Origin of the sequence: Dolichospermum sp. LEGE 00240, assembly GCF_015207875.1 — a bacterium.
GTDB lineage: Bacteria > Cyanobacteriota > Cyanobacteriia > Cyanobacteriales > Nostocaceae > Dolichospermum > Dolichospermum gracile.
Genome location: NZ_JADEVZ010000016.1, coordinates 17,820 through 40,848, shown reverse-complemented (window position 1 = coordinate 40,848; position 23,029 = coordinate 17,820). Strand labels below are relative to the sequence as shown.

Below are 23,029 nucleotides of genomic sequence, written 5' to 3'. Positions count from 1 at the left end.
CGATTATCTACTAAATTTCTATTTTTCCAATATCTAAGATAATGACACAAATACAAAATTTGCGGATTTTTTATCCATTTCTAGTGCCATTGACAAGTTCATCTCCGATTTATTGGTTATACATACTTTCGGCTTTGTTACTAGCTTTAATTATATATAAATTAGGGTTATCTCAACAAGACAAACAGATAAGTTTAAGTCAGTATCTTTTTCCCAAAGAGGTTTATTTACATCCTTCAGCGATCGCTGAATACAAGTATTATTTTTTATCTGCGCTCTTAGAAATATTTGTAATATTACCAATCATATTATCTCTACCAAATCTAGCCAATATCATTTGTGATTATTTAACAGAAATTACGCACTTAACAACGCCTTTTTTAATTAACCATCCTCAGTGGTATCATTATGTCACATTAAGTATTGTTGTGGCTTTAGCGGGGGATTTTGCCTATTATTGTTACCATTATTTAGCTCATAGAAATTCATTCTTTTGGGAATTTCATAAGGTTCATCATTCTGCGGATGTATTAACTCCGATGACTGTTTATCGCTCTCATCCCTTTGATTTGCTTTTAAGTATGAGCATAGGGACGGTAATGCTGGGTTTTACTACAGGGATCTGGGTTTATTTATTTGGAAATCAAGTCTCCTATTTATCTATTTATGGAGTTAACTGGGAAATATTTCTATTTTATCTAACTGTCGCCAACTTACGACATTCTCATATTTGGTTGAACTACCCTCATGGGGTTAGTCATGTGTTGATGAGTCCTGCCCAACATCACATTCATCATAGTGTTGAGCCAAAGCATTATGATAAGAACTTTGGTTACATTCTGTCTTTTTGGGATTGGATATTTGGGACTTTATACGTACCGCAAAGTTATGAAAAGCTTGATTTTGGTCTATCAGATGGGGAATCAAGTTTATTTAATAATCCAATTAATTTATTAGTACAGCCATTTAAATCTATTTATTTGGCAAAGTTACAACCAAAAGATAAGTAGGGAATAATTTTTTATAGCAGTTCCCATGCAAGTGAGGGACAAGAAGTAATTATGAAACGCAGATAAACGCAGATAAACACAGATAATTTTGTACCTCATTAGATTAGAAAACGCTATATCAGGAATCTAAATACAAATTCAATCAAAAATTAATTGGGAATTATAGTTATGAATAACATGAAATTAGATTTGAGTTCAGATTTATCAAGTACGACTACAATCATCAATGATTTGCCAGAAAATGGTGTTTGTATCCATGATTTATTTACAATTCAGGTAAAAACAGCACCAGATTCAGTAGCAATAATATTTGAAAATCAGCAACTTACTTACCAAGAATTGAATGCTAAAGCCAATCAGTTAGCGCATTATTTACAAAGTATTGGTGTAGGTGCTGAGGTGATGGTAGGCTTATGTTTAGAGCGATCGCTTGATCTGATCATCGGTATTCTTGGTATTCTTAAAGCTGGAGGTGCTTATGTACCCATAGATCCAGCCTATCCCCAAGAACGTATAGCATTCATGCTAGAAGATACTAAGTTGCAATTTGTGGTGACACAACAACAATGGCTAGTATCTCTACCGGAAAACTCCAAAACAATTTGCTTAGATACAGATTGGCAAAAAATTGATTGTCAAAGTTCCCATGATCCAGTTAGTGGAGTTACAGCCGAAAATCTCGCTTATTTAATCTATACCTCCGGTTCTACTGGTAAGCCGAAAGGTGTACAAATGCCCCATTCCAGTGTAACGGCTTATTTACAGGCGATCGCTAAAATATTACCAGTTAATCATCAAGATATTTATCTGCATACAGCATCTTTTTCTTTTACTGCTTCAGTCAGACAATTATTTTTACCTTTATCCCAAGGTGCAACCAGTATTCTGGCTACTCGTGAACAAACTAGAACTCCTTTAAGCCTATTTGAATTAATTCAAAAACGTGGTGTTACCATTTCTGATGGTGTACCCTCTGTATGGCGATATGGACTCATTGCTTTAGAAAGTTTAGACCAACAATATACTCAAGCACTGAGCGAATCACAATTAAGATTAATAGTATTTGGTGGCGAATTATTACCCTATCAACTAATTAAAAAGTTACGCAACCTGTTTAAAACACCACCCCAGTTTTTTAATATTCTTGGTCAAACAGAAAGTATTGGCCATGGTTTTTATCCCATTCCCGACGATTGCAACCTTGAAGATGGCTATGTACCAGTTGGTTATCCTCTCCCAGATATTCAGCAAGTTTATGTACTCAATTCCCAACTTGAACCAGTAAAAATTGGTGAATCTGGAGAAGTCCATATTGCGGGTTCTACCTTAGCGCGAGGCTATCTGAACCGCACCACAGCAAATGGGGAAAAATTCATTATCAATCCTTTTAATCCTCAACAACGACTTTTTAAAACCGGGGATGTTGCTCGTTATTCAAGTAATCAAAATTTAGAAATTCTTGGTCGCATTGATTTTCAGGTAAATATCCGAGGAATGCGGGTTGAACTAGAAGAAATTGAAGCAGTAATTAAACTTCATCCCAGTATTCAAGAAGCTGTGGTTTCTGCTAGAGAAGATGTATCTGGTGGTCAGCGGCTAGTTGCTTATATCGTAGTCAATAACCAGGATTTTAATTCGGGAGAATTACGCAATTTTCTGTCCAGTAAATTACCAGATTATATGATTCCCCATACCTTAATGGTCATGGAGAAATTACCAGTTTTACCCAATGGAAAATTAGACCGTAACAGTTTACCCGAACCTGATCTATCGGCAATTCAAAGTAGATTTGTCCCTCCGCAAACACCTACACAGGAAATCATTGCTAAAATCTGGGCGGAAGTTTTAGGCATTGAGAAAATTGGTATTCATGATAACTTTTTAGAATTGGGTGGACATTCCCTATTAGCAAGTTTAGTTATATCAAGATTGCGTGAAGCACTATCAATAGAATTATCTATTGCCAATTTATTTGCCGCGCCAACAATTGCCACATTTAGTGAACAAATTGGATCTTCTGCCCAGAATATACTGCCAACTTTAGAACCAGTTTCTCGAAATATTGAATTACCACTTTCATTAACCCAGCAGCGGTTTTGGTTTCTTGATCAAATGGAAGGGGCAAATCCTGCTTACAATATTGTCAGAGTCTTAAACCTACAAGGATCACTTAACTTTATAGCACTTGAAGGGGCGATCGCCACAATTATTAATCGTCATGAAACCCTGCGGACAAGTTTTGGAACTGCTGATGGTAAACCCATCCAAATTATTGCTGATAAATTAGCATTTACCTTACCTGTAATAGATTTACAGAAATTAGCAGAAGATGAAAAAACAGTTGAGGCACAAAGATTAATTACTGATGAATATCTTCACCCTTTTGCCCTAACTGAATCATCTCTATTAAGAGTGACATTAATCCAATTAGGGGAAAAATCCCATCAGTTATTAATAATCATGCACCATATCATTTCTGATGCTTGGTCAGCAGGAAATTTTCTCCAAGAATTATCGGTTATTTATTCAGCCTTAACAGCGGGTTTACCTTCTCCCTTAACTGAATTATCAATTCAGTATGCGGACTACGCTTATTGGCAACGACAATGGCTGGAAAATCAACCCGCGCTTGATTACTGGAAACAACAATTAGCAGATATTCCCGCAGTCATTGAACTACCTACTGATCGATCACGGACGGCAATGCAAACCTTTAGCATTGATCTCCAGAAATTTCAATTTGATTCCCAACTTACACACAAACTTAAAAACCTCAGTCAAAAATCCGGTTCTTCCCTATTTATGACACTGCTCACAGCTTTTGTGATTTTACTTTCTCGCTACAGTGGACAGGAAGATATTATCATTGGTTCTCCCATTAGCGATCGCAATCGTGTCGCGTTAGAGCCATTAATTGGCTTCTTTGTAAATACCTTGGTTTTACGAACTCGTCTCGAAGGAAATCCCACATTTATAGAATTACTTCAACAGATACGACAGATGGCACTTGATGCTTATGCTCACCAAGATGTCCCCTTTGATCAACTTGTAGAAACCCTCCAACCTCAGCGCCATCTCAGTCATAGTCCCTTATTTCAAGTTATGTTTGTATTGCAAAATTCTCCGATTTCCAAACTGGAATTAGGAGATTTGCAAGTTACCCAAATAGAATTAGCAAAAGCAACTGCGGGGGCAACTTTTGATTTAACTTTATCAATGCAGGAAAAAGATTCAGAATCGGGAACTGAACTGATAGGAGCATTTGAATATAATGCTAATTTGTTTAATGCTGATACTATTGCCAGAATGGTGGAGAGTTTTCACACCTTAGTTGAGGCAGTTGTGGCCGAGCCTCAAGCGCAAATTAGGACATTACCTTTATTAACAGCATCCCAAAAACATCAGTTATTAGTTGAATGGAATAATACGGGAACTGATTATCCCCAAAAATCCATTCATCAATTATTTGAGGAGCAAGTAGAAAAAACACCTGATGCAGTGGTATTAGTTTTTGAAGATCAGCAATTAACCTACCAACAATTAAATTTACAAGCTAATAAACTAGCTCATTATTTGCAGTTTTTGGGTGTAAAACCAGAAATATTAGTAGGTGTTTATTTAGAACGTTCTTTGGAAATGATAGTCGGATTTTTGGGGATTTTAAAAGCTGGTGGTGCTTATGTGCCACTTGATCCTAACTATCCCCCAGAACGTCTTAATTATATGGTGGCAGATTCACAAATGTCCATCATCTTGACTCATTCTTCATTACTCCCACATTTATCATTAACCCTAGAGCAATCACAAACTAAAATTATTTGTTGGGATAAAGATTTTGAAATTGAAATTGCCAGTCAGAGTTCCCATAATCCTATTCATAATTTCACACCTGAAAATTTAGCTTATGTCATCTATACTTCTGGTTCTACAGGGCGACCTAAAGGTGTACTAATTCAACATTCAGCACTATTAAATTTAGTGTTCTGGCACTTAAATAATTTTGAGGTAAAATCATCAGATCGAGCTACACAGTTAGCCGGAACAGCCTTTGATGCTGCTGTCTGGGAATTATGGCCTTATTTAGTAGTCGGAGCTAGTATATATTTAATTAAATCAGAATTTCTGCTGTCAGCAAAAACACTTCAAGAGAAGTTGCTATCACATAATATTACTATTAGTTTTATTCCTACACCCTTGGCAGAATAATTCTGTCTTTTATCTTGGTCAGAAAATACAACTTTGCGAACTATGTTAACTGGTGGAGATAGACTTAATTCTTATCCATTAAATAAGTTACCATTTAAGTTTTTTAATAACTATGGTCCCACCGAAAATACAGTGGTTACAACTTCTGGGCAAATTTTACCAGCAGCATCAGATAGTAAATTTCCACCTATAGGTCGTCCTATTGCCAATACTCAAGTTTACATTCTTGATCCCTATCTTCAACCCCTGCCAATTGGCATTTATGGAGAAATCTACATTGGTGGACTAAGTTTAGCTAGAGGGTACTTGAATCGTCCTGACTTAACATCTGAGCGATTTATTGCTAATCCTTTTGTGGCAAATGAGCGACTTTATAAAACTGGAGACTTAGGACGCTATTTACCAGACGGAAATATTGAATTTCTGGGACGTATTGATCATCAAGTCAAAATTCGGGGTTTTCGGATTGAACTAGGAGAAATTGAGACAGTATTAACCCAACATCCTCAAGTTCAGCAGGTAGTAGTCATTGTTCGAGAAGATCATCCAGGAAACAAGTATTTAGCGGCTTATATTGTCAGCGCAACAGAAACATTGACTAGTAGCGAATTACGTCAATTTCTGAAAGGAAATCTGCCTGAATATATGATACCTGCGGCATTTGTGATGCTCAAAGCCTTACCTTTGACTCCTAATGGTAAAGTTGATCGGCTGGTTTTACCAAAGCCAGAAACAACCAATTCAGAGCTAGAAACGGCTTTTGTTGCCCCTGGGACTGCCCTAGAAACAAAATTAGCCGAAATTTGGTGTACAGTATTACATCGAGAGCAGGTAGGCATTTATGATAACTTTTTTGAATTGGGGGGACACTCTCTCCTGATCACATCTGTAATATCTCGCATTCAAGAACATTTTTCCATAGTTCTGCCCCTGCGTTCTCTATTTACAGCCCCGACTATAGCTGAACTGAGTCAAGTAATAATTGCACATCAACTGGATGCGATCGCAGTTGATACCTTACCACCCCTTGTCCCTCAAGCACGAGACACTTCTATTCCCCTGTCTTTTGCCCAAGAGTCTATCTGGTATTTACAACAATTAGCTCCTGAAAGTTGCGCCTACAACAGCTTTTTTATTTTACGTTTCACTGGCTCTCTTTCTGCAATTGCGTTGGAGTCCAGTTTCCATGAAATCATTCGTCGTCATGAAATATTACGCACGGCTTTTACTATAGTAGAAGGTCAACCTGTACAAGTAATTACCCCATTTCTGACTATACCATTAGAAATTATAGACTTACAAAATCTACCTTGGATAGAGCGAACGTCTGAAGCAGAAAGACTAGCTGCATTGCAATATAATCACCATTTTGATCTGGCTTTAGTCCCTCTGATCAAAACAAATTTACTGCGACTAACTCCAGAAGAACATTGGTTGACAATCAATATGCACCATATCATCACAGATGGTTGGTCATTTGGTCTGTTGTTGGAGGAGATAGGAATCCTCTATACAGCTTTTTTGAATGGTTTACCTTCACCCCTACCCGAATTACCTGTTCAGTACGCAGATTTTACCCTCTGGCAACGGCAATACTTTAATGAAAAGGTTATAGAAAAGCAATTGGCTTACTGGCTACAAAAACTAACTAATACTTCACTAGCATCTGATGAGATATCTAGCAATCCAGAAATGTTGAGTAACGAAAATACCAGCGCAGCTATTTATTCTGTGGTTCTGCCAGCAAGTATTGTGACATCAATCGAAGCCCTCTGCCGTTCTCAAAGGGTCAGCATCTTTGCGATTATTCTCACTGCTATGAATATACTTTTGTTCAAATACAGTAGTAAGAACGATATTTTAGTAATAACAACTATTGGTAATCGGAGTCCGGTGGAAACTGAAAAAATGCTCGGTTGCTTCATCAATGATGTCATTTTGCGATCCTATCTCCACTCAGATAAAACCGGAATTAATCTTTTAGAACAAGCTCAAGAAACTCTCACAGAAGCTATTAATAATAAAGAAATTGCTTCTCACACAGTCATTAACACTATCACCAGTAAACAACCACTGAATATCTCAGCATCCCTAACTATGCTACCTCCACAAAATTGGCATAACTGGATGTTAGATGTAGATTTTGTCACAATTAAGCGCGATCTCGACTTGTGGGATGGAGAAATTCCTTTAGAAATTTATGTTTCTTCACCTTCAGTAAATAATCCCACTATGGAAATTAAGGTTTTCTACAGCACGGAGTTATTTACAAATGAAACAATCGAGTTTTTGTTCAGCTATTACCAGCAAATTCTTCAGCAGCTTCTCGAAGATCCCACTCGTCAAGTTTGTGAATTTTTTGATTTGTGAACATTGCAAGAGTCAGATCCCCGACTTCTCTAAGAAGTCGGGGATCTTATTGTTCAGCAAGCCCTACTTGTACTGACTGCGATGTAACCGAAAAATGAGAAATAAATGTTACATTAAACCATGAGGCTTTGCCACACATTCACTAATAATCACTATTACCATGTTAGAAAACAGCCCACCAGAGTTGAAACAACAACCCACATTTGGATCATCTTTATTGAGGTGGACTGAGTATTTTTCCAGTCAGTCAGGAGAGATAACTCAAAGCATGAGCGTTTTTATCTTGATCTGGTTTGGTCAAGTGTTGTCTCTGGTTGGCTCGCGGACAACCGCTTTTGCGCTCAGTATTTGGGTTTATCAACATACGAATTCCACGACTCAATTTACACTACTGATTCTCTCCACAACCCTACCGACAATTTTGATCTCTCCGATTGCTGGTGTGATTGTCGATCGCTTTCCTCGGCGCTGGATCATGATTATTAGTGATTTTTGTGCAGGTTTATGTACCTTGCTAATTGCTTGGTTATTTATCAGTAATCACTTAGAAGTTTGGAGTCTGTGTCTAGTCAGTGGGATTAGTTCCACTTTCAGTGCTTTTCAGGGACTAGCCTATTCCTCCGCCACCACATTACTTGTGCCGAAATCACAGCTTGGTCGTGCCAGTTCGATGACACAGATCAGATTAGCGATCGCTGAAATTCTCTCCCCCGCATTAGCAGCAGCTTTGTTAGTAACTGTACAATTATCAGGAATTGTCATCATTGATTTATCTACATTAGCCTTGGCCTTGATCTGTTTGCTGGTAGTTAAATTTCCTGAAATCTCGTCCACAGAAAATCCCGATACCGAAACCCATTCATTTTGGCAAGAAATCACCTTTGGCTGGAAATATTTAGTAGCACGTCCTGGACTACTCGGATTAGTCATGTTCATTGCCATTAGCAACTTTCTCATTGGTAGCGCAGAAGCTTTAACTACACCCTTAGTGCTTTCCTTTGCTTCCGCTCAATCCCTAGGGAATATCTATTCTATTGCCAGTTCTGGACTATTGGTAGGTAGTCTAGTAATGAGCATTTGGGGCGGGCTAGAACGCCAGATCAATACTATATTTGTATCAATGGCATTTTTGGGCATTTTATATGTATTAGCTGGGTTGAAGGCTTCCACAGTTATATTTACGATCGCCAATTTCTTGATATTTCTGACAATTCCCATCATCAATGGATCAATTCAAGTCATCTATCAAAAAAAAGTAGCCCCAGAAGTCCAGGGAAGGGTTTTTGCTTTTCGTAGTGCTGCTGTGCAGGGGTTTTTACCACTGGCCTACCTGACCTGTGGAGCATTAGCTGATCAATTTTTTGAACCAATCATGGCGCAAGATGGGGCTTTAGCCAATAGCATTGGCCAGATTATTGGGGTTGGTCATGGTCGCGGCATAGGTTTAATGTTGATCATCATGGGTCTGTTTTCTCTAGCTGCAACCTTGACTGCTTACTTGTATCCACGTCTGCGCTGCGTAGAAAATGAACTACCTGATGCCTGAGTTCGGTGTTAGGAGTTCGGTGTTAGGATTGTCAAACTTTGTCGCTTTCTCCATGATTTGGGTGGCGTAGAAAAAATTCTCTCATCTCAACTCATTCGTAGTGGTACTTCCATCGGTGCGAATGTAAGAGAAGCTCAGTCAGCACTTCAGCCATAAAGACTTTCTCCATAAAATGGAAATTTCTTTAAAGAAGCCTGCGAAACGGAATATTGGCTGATAGTTTTAGTTGAATCAGAAGCTATTAACCCAGAAAAGGTCAAATGTCTTAGGCAACAAATTGATATCATTATCAGAATTTTGGTAACTATCACGAAAAAAGTCAAGGAAAAACACCGAACTCCGAACTCCGAACTCAGGTCTGATGCACTTTGACATCTATCCACCTACGGATTTTATATAACAAAAACTTATTGGTAATAAGTAACTAAATTTCATTACTAATCGGGGTCAATTTTCTGTTATAACTTTTAACTTTTCCCTTAGTATCAGAATTGAAGCAAATTTAAACCAGCGGCTAATCCCATCAGAATAGCTGTAATGTTTGCTTAAACATCACTTATACTGCCGATTTCACAACAGAGGATAATTAAATGCCTACTTATAAAGTAACACTCATCTACGAAGCCGAAGGTTTAAACACAACCATTGACGTTGACGACGATACCTACATTCTAGATGCAGCAGAAGAAGCTGGACTTGACTTACCCTACTCCTGTCGCGCTGGTGCTTGTTCAACCTGTGCAGGTAAACTCGTTACTGGTACTGTTGACCAATCAGATCAGTCTTTCTTAGATGACGATCAAGTTCAAGCTGGATATGTATTGACTTGTGTTGCTTATCCTACTTCTGATGTCACCATCGAAACCCACAAAGAAGAAGAACTTTACTAAGTTTTAGTAAAAAAACACTCCAAAGAAGGGATTGGGCATTGGCTACTGAGTAAGACTTTTACCAATTGCCCAACTGCTTTCTTTAATTTTAGTTCCTGGATCATAGAACTCTAAAGTCTTGGAACTAGATCAACTCCACAAAGTTAATTTTCTGTCCCCCCTTGTCACCTTTTCCTGGGGATTCAGAACTCAAGTAAATTTAAACCAGCACTTAATCCCATCATAATAGCTGTATAATTTGCTGAAACATCACTAATACTGCCGATTTCACAAGAGAGGATAATTAAATGGCTACTTACAAAGTGACACTTATCAACGAAACAGAAGGTCTTAATGTAACCATTAACGTTGACGATGATGAGTATATTATAGATGCAGCGGAAGATCAGAAAATTGACTTACCTTACTCCTGTCGGGCTGGTGCTTGTTCAAGCTGTGCTGGTAAAATCAAGTCCGGTACTGTTGATCAATCTGATCAATCTTTCTTAGATGATGATCAAATCGCCCAAGGATATGTTCTGACTTGTGTGGCTTATCCTACTTCTGATGTCATCATCGAAACCCACAAAGAAGAAGACCTTTACTAAGTTTTAGGAAAAAACCACTCCAAAAAGGGGATTGGGAATTGGCTATTGAGTAATACTTTTACCAATTCCCTAATTATCTAATCCCTTGAATTTTAGTCCCCGGATAATAAAACTCCAAAATCTTAGCACTAGACCAACCCAATTTGGCTAGGTTCTGAGCGCCTGTTTGGCTTAAACCCACCCCATGTCCTAAACCACCACCAATAAAAGCATATCCCCACAGACTGGTTTGACCTTTATTCAATGGTCGAATGTAGAAAAGCGTGCTAATGGGGGCAGCAAAGGCGCTGCGAACTTCATCTTTGTGTAAGGTAAAAACGCCGATATCTGTTTTTACAGCCAGTTTTAAAATCCGTCCACTGGAACTGCGTTGAACGACGGACATGGCTTGAATTGTTTTGAACTTGCTATAGGGGCTTTTTTTTGCTTTTAAGAACTTTTGCAAGTCCTTGGTAATTTTATTGATGTCCGTTTCTCTGTGCCAACGGAAGACATCCCATTTACTTTCATTAAATCCGGCTTTAAGATTGATGAATTTCTCGAAGTTCCGATCATCTGCTAGATTCTGATGTGATAAGTTCCAAAGATTTTGATTAGCAGCATCTATGATTGGTTTTAAATAAGGACGATCTTCTCCATTCCAGATATCACTAAAGTTAGCGGTAACGCCACCTGTAGTGGAAGAATACAAAGCATCAACTATTTCGTTATTATAAGTGAGAACCTGACCTCTGGTTGAGGCGATCGCCTGATCTGTATTTTTAGCAATTCCGCTCAGTCCTTGATACACTTGACAGTGGGTGTCCGCACATAACTGATAATTATCTACTGCAAATCTGCGAACATTTCGCAAAGCATAGGTGCGAGCAATAATCGCTTGTGCTTCTAGGGCTGCCATTGGCGCATTTGTACCAATTTCATGGGGTAAAACTCCTCGCACATAAGTTTCCAAGGGGACGGTATTCACTAAGGTGTAATGCCCATAGGCGTTAGGCTGCAAGGTCAATTTTCCGGGGTAGACACGCCTTGATTCGAGTTCTTTGTCCGTACTGACTTTGACCAATTCCTTACCCGCAGTTACTTCTAGATAATTGGGACTATAATTTTTACCATTTACTACCCAAGTAATTTTCGGGACTTTTGATAAAATATTAGTTACTAAGTAAGCATTTTGATCACCAGATGTTTCTATACTTTTTAATAGCAAGCGGCGAATTAAAGGAGTGCTGTAAACGTCCCGTTTGGCCCATACTTGCCAACGTTCTGGTTGGGATATTTCCACCTCTATCCCCAGTGAACGCCAGCGATTAGCGTTATCTTCCGCTGTTTCAAAGGTGCGGAAGTCACCCAGCACTAATACTTCCTGAACCACTGTTTGGGTTAAGGGCTGCATAACTGTTGCTAACTGGATGGGTTTGTCTGTGACTAGGGTTTGTTGCTGATTACCTACCGCAAATTTTAATGTTAAGCGATCGCCTTTGGTGGGAGATAATTCTAACTTGTCTGTAGGTTTAGCCCCAAATCGTTGGACAATACCAATTTGCAATTTTACATCCTGGTTTTTGCTTACGGGTTCTGATGCGGCAGTCAATCCCAATAAGCACAAGGTTGTTATTAATCTGTAGGAAGAACGCCAAATAAATATTTTCATGCAAACTAATTCTAATTGCCCTTATGCTGTCGGAGAGGTTTTAAATTAATTAACTCAAGTTACTCATGATAAGAAGATGCAGGGCGGCAGGAAGAATCACAAATTACAAATATAGCAGGAGTCAGGAGTCAGGAGTCAGGAGTCAGAAGTCAGAAGTCAAGAGTAAAACAGGCTTGGTATCTGGCTTTGCAGTTGTATCCTGTACGTCATTGATTTGCGATTCGCTGTATATATTTTTTACTTATGCGCTTCTATAATACCATTACGTCTTTGCTTCGGCACATTTGCAAATCAAACTCATCATGAGTATGATTTATTCAGTGATTTTTGAGTTCCCAAAGCAGAGAATAATGAAAAAAAGGTATAATAGCTAACAATATATTAGATCCCATATTTTATGGTGCAAGTTGACTTGACTGATAATTTGCGAAATTTAATGCAAAAAGTTGGTTGTGATAGTTTTAACGCTTTAAGTCGTGCTGCTGGTGTTTCCCAATGGCAAATTTTGCAGTTGCGGAGGGGGAAAATCGCCAAGATGCGGATAGAAGTATTGGTAAAACTGTCAGAGATTTTACAAATATCTTGGGTTGAGTTGGTAGAAACTTTCGGTGTTGATGGTTTATTTTCAAGTGTCAACAACACTCATTCCTCTGATCAAAACATAAACTTATTAAGGCAAATTACGGATTTACAATCTGAGTACGAAAGATTAACATTATCAATGTTAGAACAACGGGAAGTATTACAACAGGAATTTCAGCGATCAAGTTTACAAATATTAGAATCCTTACTATTACAATGGCCAACAGCAGCACAGAGAGCCAGGGAGGATCACCAGTTATCGGCAGTGAAAATACTACCTTTAGTAGATAAACCCCTAGAGAGATTATTACAGACTTGGAATGTGCAAGCGATCGCTTCCGTCGGCGACCAAATTCCCTATAATCCGCAATTTCATCAATTATTGGCGGGGACAGCACAACCAGGAGAAATCATTCAGGTACGTTATCCAGGTTATATGCAACACGACCAGCTTTTATACCGAGCTAGAGTCAGTCCCATATAATTATTTTTGGCGACTAAATCTACCAAACACGCTCTCAAGGATCGCTATTTTGTGTTATGAGAAACTGGAATAAATGCCTGATCAAAAATTGCTCAATATTTTTGTGTACAAAATGTCTTTCTCCAATTTAACGTTAAGATATACTAATAAAATCAAAATTCAGAACCTTCTTAAATAAATCAAAATTAGCATATTATGAATCAACAGGTGAAAGTGATTTCTATCAGTGGCAGCTTCAATGCCAATAATTCTCAAAGTTTTCGAGAAAGTATTACAGAATCAATGGACAGTGGAACGTCCATTGTGTTAGTTGATTGTCATAATGTTACCTTTATGGATAGTTCTGGATTAGGCACGCTGGTTTTAACATTCAAAGCTTTAGAAGAATCAGGTATCAAGATGGTGATCTGTTCAATTAATGAGCAAGTGAGAATGCTATTTGAATTAACTGGGATAGATAGCAAATTTACAATTGTTCCTAGTAAGGAAGCCTTTGAAAATCTTTTGATTTCTGCTACTTGATCAATCAAACTTAACTTGAAGAATAGATAAATCATCCTCAAATATCTCCTTGGGGTTTAAGTTAATTAGGTAATCCAGTATATAATCAAGTTGATTATCAACAGAATACTGTAAGCTAATTAAAATCTGAGTAAAACCTTCCAAACTCCAAAGATTACCGTTTGATTGAGTGATTTCATAAGCACCATCACTAAAAATATACAGGGTACTAGATTTTTCAATCTGACAATAAGCATCAACATATTTAGCTTCAGGAAACATCCCCACCGGCATTCCTGGAGTTTTTAATCTTTTTACTTCTGTGTTAGTAGGAGAGTTACCAGAAATGATAATAGCTGGTGGATGTCCAGCACTAGAGTATGTTAACTGCCGGCTAACTCGATTATAAACTCCATACCAAATCGTAAAATACTTATCATTTTGATAATTTATTTGAAAGGTATTATTTAAAGCCGCTAATACCTCGCTAGGTTGATAGTAATTTAAATCTTTGAGAGCGCGGGAACGGAGGAGATTTAGTACAGAAATTGAAGGCAGAGTCGCTTTTAGTCCATGACCAGCAACATCTAGTAGGTAAATAGCTAAAGAATCAGCGTCCAGCCAATTATAGTCCAAACAATCTCCACCAAGTTGCCTGGATGGCAAAAACTTAAACTGAATACTCAGGGGGTTATTTACAGGTAGGGGTAACAGGGATTTTACATATTCTGTAGCTTCGGCTAATTCTGTTTCTAAAAGTAGTTTTTGGGTCTGTAAATCCTGACTTAATTGATGTAGACGTAAACCGGCTCTAACTCTTGCTTGGAGTTCGTTTTGTTCAATAGGTTTGGAGATAAAATCATCAGCACCAGCATCTAATCCTTTAACTCGATCTGCGACGGAATCTAAAGATGTTAATAAAATAAAAAATGTGGTAGATAATTTGGGATCTTTTTTAATGACATTACATACTTCTATCCCAGTTAATCCCGGCATAATCCAATCACATATAATTAAGGCTGGAGGTGAATCCAGCGTTCTTAGAATCCCTTCTTCTCCCGTACTCGCGGTAATAACTTGATAACCTTGTTTTTCTAAAATTCTTTTCAGGAAAATTTGGATGGATTGGTCATCATCAATAATTAGGATTTCAAACATGAGATTATTAGGAAAGGGGATTTAACCAAAACAATATAACTTGTTTTAATTGATTTAAATCTCGATAAACTTCTTGCTTTAACCATTGTCCTAAAGCATCAAAGGGACTAAAGGAAGTTCCTGGTTGCCATTTAACATCTTGTCCTAAAGGTGTGGTATGAGTGCCTGATAAAGTTTGTGTTGTCACCAGATCAGGAAAGAGTTGTTGTAAAATTATTGTTAAGTTTGCTGATTGATCTAGGCTATCTTTATTAAATCTTATTAATAAATTTCGCCGAATCTGGTAACTGTCTTGGACTATTTGGTTAGTTTGTGCGGGTGTGGGTGTAAATTCAATATCTAATTGGGAATTGAACTGTTCTACTAATGGTATGGCTTCATTGGCGGCAAAGTTATTAAAGGATATTAAAATATTACCAGCCCTTTGGATGGGAAACAGGCTACCAATTAGTAAATGCAGTTTACAACCCATGCTATGTCCGATTCCATAGGTGGGAAGATAAAGTTTGCGGAGTTTTCCAGATTCTTGTAACTTTTCGAGAGTATATTCAAATTTACGGAGGACAGATTTAGCGATCGCTATATGATCTAATGTATTCACAAAAGGTGTAGCAATAATCACATATCCTTGATCCGCTAAGTTTTCCAGTAACCAACGATAAGTTAAATGTGGTAAGGTGGCGACAAATGCACCACCTAAAAAATGAATAATCCCGATAGGATTACGGGGAACAAGTACCCAATTGCCTCTAATTTCTTGCCAGTTCATTTAAAAAGTTTGTAGAATAGGATGTAGGGGCGCAGGGCCTGCGCCCTGTCAGGAGTCAGGATAAGAAAGAACAAGAAGAAGAAAGTATTTTATATATAGCAATCCTAAATGATTTATGAAGACTTCTGTTTCCTGTTCCCTGTTCCCTTCTCTCACCGATAAGTTCTCAACTTAAATAGGATTGCTATGGCTATATTTTACATCTAAACATATATCAAATCTTAACTTTGACTTTGTAAATTTTTCATTTCTCGCTGTACATCTAGGGAAATTTGCAAGGCTTCATTTAATAATTTACCATGTTCGGTGGCTTCTTCAGTAATTTGCATTGATGCCAAAGCGGCTAAATTATTGGTAAATAAATCAGTATTAGTGATAATAAAACTTTTATTTTCTCGCAATATTCTCTCTGTTTTTAAAGCGCGGATTAAATCGTTTCTAGTTAATTCAAGTGCTAATAATACTTTTTCTCTTTCTTGGATACTGACTCCTAAATTACCGACATCCTCAATTTGGTCATTAATATCTATAGCTTTAATCACGGAATTATATCTTTCCACATCATTTAGTAAAATCCGCAAAGAATTGGTCATATTCTGCTTGAGAAACTTACTTTTACCTTTCCATAATAAATATAATAATATTTGGATACTCCCACTTGTCCATAAAATAAAAATAATTAATGACAGTAAAGATGATAGTTTTACTAATAGGTAAGTACAAACAGAAATAGCCGATCCAGCGAAAACCACAGTAGCAATTTCTGTTTTTTGAGCTTTTTTCAGCAACTTGATACTGAATTGCTGGATAATATCAGTAATAATTATTAATTTATTATCAACAGGTAAATTAGTCGCATCTTGAAGTTGATCATGACTAATATCCAATCCCTGCAAATCATCTCGCACAGTTGCTAAATCCTTAACTACTATTGATTTAGTCTAATATAACAACTGGATTTCCACAATGGCAATTACCAATTACCAAACTAAGTTACTTGTAACAAATAGCTCATACAGTTCCCCATTAAAAAGTAAACTACTAGCATTGCTGCTGCGGCTAATGCCACTAGTGTACCAGCCAGCATGAGCGAAAATTCTTTATGCTGATAAGCTTTTTCCATTAGGTGTAGCGACCATGCTACAAGTGCGACATCAAAGATTAAAATAGGAATCAACATATTTCTTAATATTTCTTAATAGAAGTACCCTTATCTTAACACTGTTTTGGATAACTGTGTTTTGTCTTCAATAGATGCAGTTGGTCGCCGTATTTGATCTCAAGTAGGAAGCCGGACAGGAACATGGCGTTCTTGCAAATAGGTTTTAATTTGTGCCACGCTTAGTTTCCCAAAATGTAACAAAGACGCTAAAAGTGCAGCTTCGGCTTTACCTTCCGTTAAAGCAGTGTGAATATGTTCACAATTCCCTGCACCACCAGAAGCGATGACGGGGATTTCCACAGCATTAGCGATCGCTTTTGTCAATTCCAAATCATAACCAGCTTGAGTACCATCAGCATCCATACTCGTCACCAACAATTCTCCAGCGCCTCGTTTTGTGACTTCTTCCGCCCAGCGAAGGGCATCAATACCAGTATTTTCTCTGCCACCGCGAACGTAGACATCCCAGCCAGGATTTTCGGGATCAAGTCTACGTCTAGCATCAATAGCTACAACAATACACTGATTACCAAAGCGATCGCTGGCATGATTAATTAAATCTGGGTTTCTGACCGCCGCCGAATTAATACTAACCTTATCAGCCCCTGCCCTTAACAAACCTTTAACATTTTCTAATGTTTGAATCCCACCACCCACAGTCAGGGGAATGAAGACCTGTTCAGCAGTCCGGTAAACCACATCAATAATCGTGTCCCTGTCTTCATGAGTAGCCGTAATATCCAGAAACACTAACTCATCTGCACCGGCTTGATTGTAAACCTTGGCCAGTTCTACAGGATCACCCGCATCCTTAAGATCCACAAAGTTAATTCCCTTCACAACCCTGCCCGCCTTGACATCTAGACAAGGTAAGATTCTTTTAGACAACATAACGACTTTTTCACTCCCGGTAATTGCTAGGAATTTAAATTGTAAAGGCAATTGGGGAATAGATGACAAGAGAGGGTTAATATCAGTCAGTTGTCATTGGTCAGTTGTCAGTTGTCATGGAAATAAGTAATTTAACACTGATAATCCTGTAAATCCTATAATCCTGGACATCCTGATTCTGACAATTATCTCGTTCCCAGTTTCAGACTTGGAATGCTATCATCAAGGTTCTGCCTCCGCTATTATTGATAGCGCGGCGTGGCGTAAGGAATGTGAATTAAATAAAGTGCAAAAGTAGGGTGTGTAAAGCCCTTGCGGGCATGGCTTCGCTTAGAGCGACAGCGTAACGCACCATTCCACGTTAAATCAGAGACTCCTAGAATCCTATACAGAGTATGGGAACGAGAAAATCCTTAAATTACTAAACAATAAACAGGTATTAAAAATAAAATGCCAAGAACAAACATTATTAATCCAGATCAGTCTTATACTTTTGCTGATTATTTTAAACTTAACTTTGCTCCGCAAGATATTTTAGCTTATTTTAATGTTTCTCTTCAACGTCACGCTTTAAAATTGCCTCAATCTACTCATACTCTTGATCGTTTAACTGATCTAAAAGCACGTATTGAAGAAGTTTTACCTCGTCTTAGTCTAACTAGTGAAATGGCCCGAAGGGAATTTCTGATTGCTCCAGTTTTAACGGACGTGCTGCACTATACTCAAGCTACGCTTAATATTGAATATCCGATTGTTGTTAATCATCAATTAAAAGGTTCTTTAGATTATTTAATGCAAAATTCCCAAGTTTTTCTAGTTGTTGAAGCTAAAAATGAGGACTTAGAAAAAGGTTTTTTGCAATTAGCAATTGAACTAATTGCTCTTGATCAATGGATTGAATCAGACAATAATATTTTACACGGTGCAGTTTCTACAGGCAATATTTGGCAGTTTGGGCAATTTGATCGTCAGTCTCGGACAGTAACTCAAGACCTTGATTTATATCGTGTTCCGGCTGATTTGGAGGATTTATTGAGAATTTTAGTGGAAATTTTGGAATCTTAATGATTTTTATACTACTTCATTTTAAAAATTATTTAAGATAGTTCTTCCTTATCAAGCTCAGGATAACATATTTAAAATGAGATGTCAATAGGTTTATTACCTTTTTTCGGCGATGAGTTATGAATGGATGATGAAAATATTTTTTTGAATTGTTATCTGATGCTTTGGGAATAATTGTCTGATAGCGCGGATTAGGTTGTTTGCTATGATAAGAGTCACTAAAATCCGTGAAATCAGTGCAATCCGTCTAATCCGTGATTCAGACCCTATTTTATTTTTTTCAAAATGAGAATTGCTGAGGATTTACAGGATGATATGTATAAGAGTCATTATTGTGGATGATTTATGGGATTTACTTTAATTATTGCCTCATTTTCTATCTAGGCAGTTTTCTATCTATGGTTTTTGTAGTTGTTTTCAATAGTTTTTGGTAAGTTAATTGTGAAGGGGTTTCCTTCTAGTTGTGTAGGTTGGGAGGAAAAGATGTTAGTTTGAACATTGTTATCGCCGGATTGTGTAATTTCTATGTGTTTGTCAATGTGGTTAAAGTTCATAGGAAAATTGTAATTAAAAAGTAATTTATCTCGTTCCCAGTCTCCGACTGGGAATGCTATCATCGAGGCTCTGCCTCTGCTATTATTGAAGTCAGAGACTTCTAGAATTAGAGTATGGGAACGAGAAAATTATTGTTGTCTATATGACATTTTCTAAGATTAAAGCAATAGCCTGTTGTAATATCATTTCTCTATCTACCATTGCTGCTAATTCTTCCGTTTCATATCTACCTTCAAATGCTTCTTTGGCTGCACCATTTAATGACAACTCATAGGCATCTTCTAGAGTTTCTCGCAACTCTTCACTTGTAAAGTACATTCCCCCAGCTTTACGACGCTTGTTTGTGCGTTGAATTTCTTTCACTGCATTAGCAATAGACAAATTCCATGATCTAGTTGTTCGTTTTTCCGCAGATTGCTGAATTAAATGCAGAAGAATGATTTTGCCAAAACTAAAAATCTTATTCAATTTATCATCTTTGCTCATTTCCGTCATCTCTTCAACTAGCAGCAATGCACCGGGAATATTGCCATTAATCAGTAATTGTTGAAGTTCTAGTAATTCTTCCATAACTCAAACCTCCTGAATTCAATTTCTCACTTCAAAACTTCTACCCCAATATGTGTGAGATAAAATTCCTCACCCTCTGACTCCCGCAACGCATCCAAATAAGCATCAATACCACGAGGTTGGGGAATTGATGTACTATCTTGAAGATGGAAAACTAAAGCTGAACGCATATTCTCTAAAGTTGTTTCCAGTGTTTTCCCTGTAGCAATACAACCCCATACATCAGGAGAGTATGCGGAAAATCCTGTTTCAGTTCTTTCTAAAACGATCAGATACTTATCCATTATTTGAGTCCTGCTTGTCTGAGAATGCTTCCTAACGTTCCTTTCTTGACATCATCACCCATTTTCCCTGATACTGTTACCTTACCTAATTTGATGGGATGTTTAAACTGACGATGACTACCTTCTGTTGTTACCAAATACCAACCATCTGATTCAAGCAAATTAATAACTTCTCGTATTTTCATCATAAGTTCAGAAGTTACTAAAGGTATTATGCTGAGTATTGCCTGTACCAGCTTGGGAAATATTAATCTGTTTACCAATAATATTAATTGTGCCACCAGCTTTCACTGCTTGATACTTTTCCTGAAATGTGGTATTTTCCTCTATGTCAGCAGTAGCAACTAATTCCGCAAAAATCGGATTTGAGGGAATTTGTTGTAAAACTTCTGAATTGAGAGGTAATACTTCTGGATTACCTGCTGTTAAAGCTGCTGCTGTGTTTGGGGAATGTTTGCGAATAAAATCAAGTGCTTTTCCCACCTTTTGCATTAAGATATCACTAAAATTTTCACCTTGTTTCTGTAACACTGCTGTGAGAAATATGGTAGTAATGGCAGTAGCTAAAGTTATGGGGTCCATAGAATTTTCCTCAAGATAGTTGAATATACTTAACTTTTATTATAAATATCTAAAACCATTAATAATCCCTTGGTAGTGTAATCCGAATCATAAATAAGAGGTATTCCTGACCCCAAAAAAGATAAAATCACCGAAAATTGATTTTCATAAATTATCAGCAAGCAACCACAACCGACGGATAACTATGCTAGAACAAGGTAACATCAGTATTCATACCGATAATATTTTCCCAATTATCAAGAAGTCTCTCTACTCAGACCATCAAATCTTCTTGCGGGAACTGGTATCCAACGCGGTAGACGCTATCCAAAAATTAAATATGGTGTCCCGTGCTGGTGAATATAATGGGGAAATTGGCGAACCAGAAATTACCATTAGCATTGATAAAGACAACAAAATCCTCTCCATTACTGATAATGGCATTGGCATGACCGCAGAGGAAGTCAAAAAATATATTAACCAAGTTGCTTTCTCCAGTGCTGAAGAATTTATTGACAAGTATGAAGGTAAGGCAGATCAACCGATTATCGGTCATTTCGGTTTGGGTTTCTACTCTTCTTTCATGGTAGCGAAGCAAGTGGAAATTGATACTCTATCCTACCAGGAAGGCGCACAAGCTGTGCGTTGGACTTGCGATGGTTCACCTAAATTTGTCCTGGATGAATCTGCTCGCACCACCCGCGGAACCACGATTATCCTCACCTTGGAAGGGGAAGAGGAGGAGTTTCTCGAACCAGCACGAATTAAGAATCTTGTCAAGACTTATTGCGATTTCATGCCAGTTCCCATTAAAATGGATGGGGAAGTTTTAAATAAACAAAAAGCTGCGTGGCGTGAATCTCCCAGTAGTCTCACCAAAGAAGATTATTTAGAGTTTTACCGCTACTTGTATCCTTTCCAGGAAGAACCTTTGCTGTGGGTGCATTTGAATACAGATTATCCCTTTGTGATTAATGGGATTTTGTATTTCCCGAAAATGCGTCCTGATGTGGATGTAACCAAGGGACAAATTAAGTTATTCTGCAATCAGGTGTTTGTGAGTGATAACTGTGAGGAAATTATTCCCCAGTTTTTAATGCCCATGCGAGGGGTAATTGATAGCACTGATATACCTTTAAATGTATCACGGAGTGCATTGCAAGGCGATCGCACCATCAAGAGAATTGGTGATTATATCGCGAAAAAAGTTGGCGATAGACTCAAAGAATTATACCGCGACAACCGTGAACAATACGTAACAGCCTGGAAAGACTTGGGAACATTCGTGAAATTTGGCGTTCTCAACGATGATAAATTCAAAAAACAAGTCGAAGATATCATCATCTTCCGCAGCACAGCCAAATTAGAAGCCCCTGTAGCCGACACCGCAGCCTTTGAAGTCCAATCTACCGATGGTGATGCGTGGCAAGATGTCACCCCCAAAAATGGCACTAGCATCCCCTACACCACCCTCAAAGAATACCTAGAACGGAACAAAGAACGTCACGAAAATAAGGTATTTTACAGCACAGATGCAGCCAGTCAAGCCACTTATATTGAACTCCACAAAAATCAAGGCTTAGAAGTCCTCTATATGGACTCCTTCATTGATACCCACTTCATTAACTTCCTCGAACAAGAATATCGAGATGTCAAATTTACACGGGTAGACTCTGACCTCGATAATACCCTCCTCGATGACAAAACCAGCGAAATTGTTGACCCCACCACCAACAAAACCAAAGGAGAAGTCATTAAAGAACTATTTGAGAAAGCCCTCAACAAGCCAAAACTCAACATCCGCACCGAGTCTTTAAAATCAGATGACCCTCAAGGAACACCACCGGCAATGGTATTATTACCCGAATTTCTCCGCCGGATGCGCGAAATGAGTGCTATGATGCAGCAGCAAACCGTCGAATTCCCCGAAGAACATATTTTACTAGTAAATACTGCCCATCCGTTAATTCAAAACCTGGTTAATCTCAGTCAGGGTAGTATTATTCAGGGTGATGGTGAATCACCATCCAGCCAATTAGTAACCATGATGTGTCAGCACGTTTATGATCTGGCACTGATCTCGCAAAAAGGCTTTGATGCAGATGGGATGAAATCCTTTGTCGAACGTTCCAATGATGTACTTACCAAGCTAACAGAACAAGCCAGCAAATAAACGGCCAGATAACC

At 37.9% G+C, this 23,029-nt stretch carries 19 protein-coding genes and 2 pseudogenes; 11 read left to right on the top strand and 10 right to left on the bottom strand.

Going from position 1 to position 23,029, the window contains the following annotated elements; all coding sequences use genetic code 11:
• Nucleotides 1–41: 41 nt before the first annotated feature.
• The 7 genes and pseudogenes from IQ226_RS07635 to IQ226_RS07610 all read left to right on the top strand — a co-directional run bounded on the left by IQ226_RS07635 (nt 42) and on the right by IQ226_RS07610 (nt 10,609).
• Entirely contained in the window at nt 42–1,010 is a 969-nt protein-coding gene (locus IQ226_RS07635; protein ID WP_193894120.1) for a sterol desaturase family protein, read from the top strand.
• A gap of 168 nt (nt 1,011–1,178) precedes the next feature.
• A pseudogene (locus IQ226_RS07630) lies at nt 1,179–5,906 on the top strand (amino acid adenylation domain-containing protein); the annotation flags it as partial.
• A complete protein-coding gene (locus IQ226_RS25015; protein ID WP_255539954.1) occupies nt 5,883–7,586 on the top strand; it encodes a condensation domain-containing protein in 1,704 nt (567 codons plus the stop codon). The pseudogene IQ226_RS07630 and the gene IQ226_RS25015, both read left to right, overlap by 24 nt.
• 160 nt (nt 7,587–7,746) lie before the next feature.
• Complete coding sequence (locus tag IQ226_RS07625; RefSeq protein WP_228039311.1) at nt 7,747–9,132, top strand: MFS transporter; 1,386 nt, start codon at nt 7,747–7,749, stop codon at nt 9,130–9,132.
• Between the two features lie 27 nt (nt 9,133–9,159).
• Nucleotides 9,160–9,504, top strand: a pseudogene (locus IQ226_RS25565) (four helix bundle protein).
• Nucleotides 9,505–9,722: 218 nt separating this feature from the next.
• On the top strand, nt 9,723–10,022 hold the full coding sequence (locus tag IQ226_RS07615; RefSeq protein ID WP_193894118.1) for a ferredoxin: 300 nt from the start codon (nt 9,723–9,725) through the stop codon (nt 10,020–10,022).
• Between the two features lie 287 nt (nt 10,023–10,309).
• Complete coding sequence (locus IQ226_RS07610; protein WP_193894115.1) at nt 10,310–10,609, top strand: ferredoxin; 300 nt, start codon at nt 10,310–10,312, stop codon at nt 10,607–10,609.
• 73 nt (nt 10,610–10,682) lie between these two features.
• Here IQ226_RS07610 and IQ226_RS07605 read toward each other — a convergent pair whose 3' ends face one another.
• Entirely contained in the window at nt 10,683–12,260 is a 1,578-nt protein-coding gene (locus IQ226_RS07605; protein WP_193894112.1) for a SpoIID/LytB domain-containing protein, read from the bottom strand.
• A 397-nt stretch (nt 12,261–12,657) separates the two neighbouring features.
• Between IQ226_RS07605 and grpE the strand changes: the two genes are divergently transcribed.
• Nucleotides 12,658–13,326 carry a nucleotide exchange factor GrpE gene (gene grpE / locus IQ226_RS07600; protein ID WP_193894109.1) on the top strand — a complete coding sequence of 223 codons (669 nt, stop codon included), beginning with the start codon at nt 12,658–12,660 and terminating at the stop codon, nt 13,324–13,326.
• Between the two features lie 195 nt (nt 13,327–13,521).
• Nucleotides 13,522–13,848, top strand: a complete 327-nt coding sequence (locus IQ226_RS07595) for an STAS domain-containing protein (protein ID WP_193894106.1) — start codon at nt 13,522–13,524, stop codon at nt 13,846–13,848.
• Here IQ226_RS07595 and IQ226_RS07590 read toward each other — a convergent pair whose 3' ends face one another.
• The 5 genes from IQ226_RS07590 to hisF all read right to left on the bottom strand — a co-directional run bounded on the left by IQ226_RS07590 (nt 13,849) and on the right by hisF (nt 17,807).
• On the bottom strand, nt 13,849–14,985 hold the full coding sequence (locus IQ226_RS07590; protein WP_193894102.1) for a PP2C family protein-serine/threonine phosphatase: 1,137 nt from the start codon (nt 14,983–14,985) through the stop codon (nt 13,849–13,851).
• Nucleotides 14,986–14,992: 7 nt separating this feature from the next.
• Nucleotides 14,993–15,754, bottom strand: a complete 762-nt coding sequence (locus IQ226_RS07585) for a DUF1350 family protein (RefSeq protein WP_193894100.1) — start codon at nt 15,752–15,754, stop codon at nt 14,993–14,995.
• A 221-nt stretch (nt 15,755–15,975) separates the two neighbouring features.
• Nucleotides 15,976–16,662 carry a hypothetical protein gene (locus IQ226_RS07580; RefSeq protein WP_193894097.1) on the bottom strand — a complete coding sequence of 229 codons (687 nt, stop codon included), beginning with the start codon at nt 16,660–16,662 and terminating at the stop codon, nt 15,976–15,978.
• 80 nt (nt 16,663–16,742) lie between these two features.
• Entirely contained in the window at nt 16,743–16,934 is a 192-nt protein-coding gene (locus IQ226_RS07575) for a hypothetical protein (RefSeq protein WP_193894094.1), read from the bottom strand.
• A gap of 99 nt (nt 16,935–17,033) precedes the next feature.
• Nucleotides 17,034–17,807: an imidazole glycerol phosphate synthase subunit HisF gene (gene hisF, locus IQ226_RS07570; protein ID WP_193894091.1), complete on the bottom strand. Its 774-nt coding sequence runs from the start codon at nt 17,805–17,807 to the stop codon at nt 17,034–17,036.
• A gap of 450 nt (nt 17,808–18,257) precedes the next feature.
• Between hisF and IQ226_RS07565 the strand changes: the two genes are divergently transcribed.
• Nucleotides 18,258–18,872: a hypothetical protein gene (locus IQ226_RS07565; RefSeq protein WP_193894088.1), complete on the top strand. Its 615-nt coding sequence runs from the start codon at nt 18,258–18,260 to the stop codon at nt 18,870–18,872.
• Between the two features lie 693 nt (nt 18,873–19,565).
• On the opposite strand, the gene IQ226_RS07560 is transcribed toward IQ226_RS07565, so the two are convergent.
• Genes IQ226_RS07560 through IQ226_RS07545 form a run of 4 tightly spaced genes read right to left on the bottom strand, consistent with a single transcriptional unit; the run spans nt 19,566 to nt 20,863 of the window.
• Nucleotides 19,566–19,997 (bottom strand): DUF29 family protein, encoded by a 432-nt coding sequence (locus IQ226_RS07560; RefSeq protein ID WP_193894085.1) that lies wholly within the window; start codon nt 19,995–19,997, stop codon nt 19,566–19,568.
• A gap of 26 nt (nt 19,998–20,023) precedes the next feature.
• Nucleotides 20,024–20,281 (bottom strand): type II toxin-antitoxin system HicB family antitoxin, encoded by a 258-nt coding sequence (locus tag IQ226_RS07555; protein WP_228039309.1) that lies wholly within the window; start codon nt 20,279–20,281, stop codon nt 20,024–20,026.
• Nucleotides 20,281–20,469 carry a type II toxin-antitoxin system HicA family toxin gene (locus IQ226_RS07550; RefSeq protein WP_370567101.1) on the bottom strand — a complete coding sequence of 63 codons (189 nt, stop codon included), beginning with the start codon at nt 20,467–20,469 and terminating at the stop codon, nt 20,281–20,283. Before IQ226_RS07550 ends, IQ226_RS07555 begins: the two co-directional genes overlap by 1 nt.
• 4 nt (nt 20,470–20,473) lie before the next feature.
• Nucleotides 20,474–20,863 carry a hypothetical protein gene (locus IQ226_RS07545; protein ID WP_193894082.1) on the bottom strand — a complete coding sequence of 130 codons (390 nt, stop codon included), beginning with the start codon at nt 20,861–20,863 and terminating at the stop codon, nt 20,474–20,476.
• 184 nt (nt 20,864–21,047) lie between these two features.
• On the opposite strand from IQ226_RS07545, the gene htpG reads away from it, so the two are divergent.
• Nucleotides 21,048–23,015, top strand: coding sequence for a molecular chaperone HtpG (gene htpG / locus IQ226_RS07540; protein WP_193894079.1), 1,968 nt, complete (start codon nt 21,048–21,050; stop codon nt 23,013–23,015).
• The last annotated feature ends 14 nt before the right edge of the window (nt 23,016–23,029 follow it).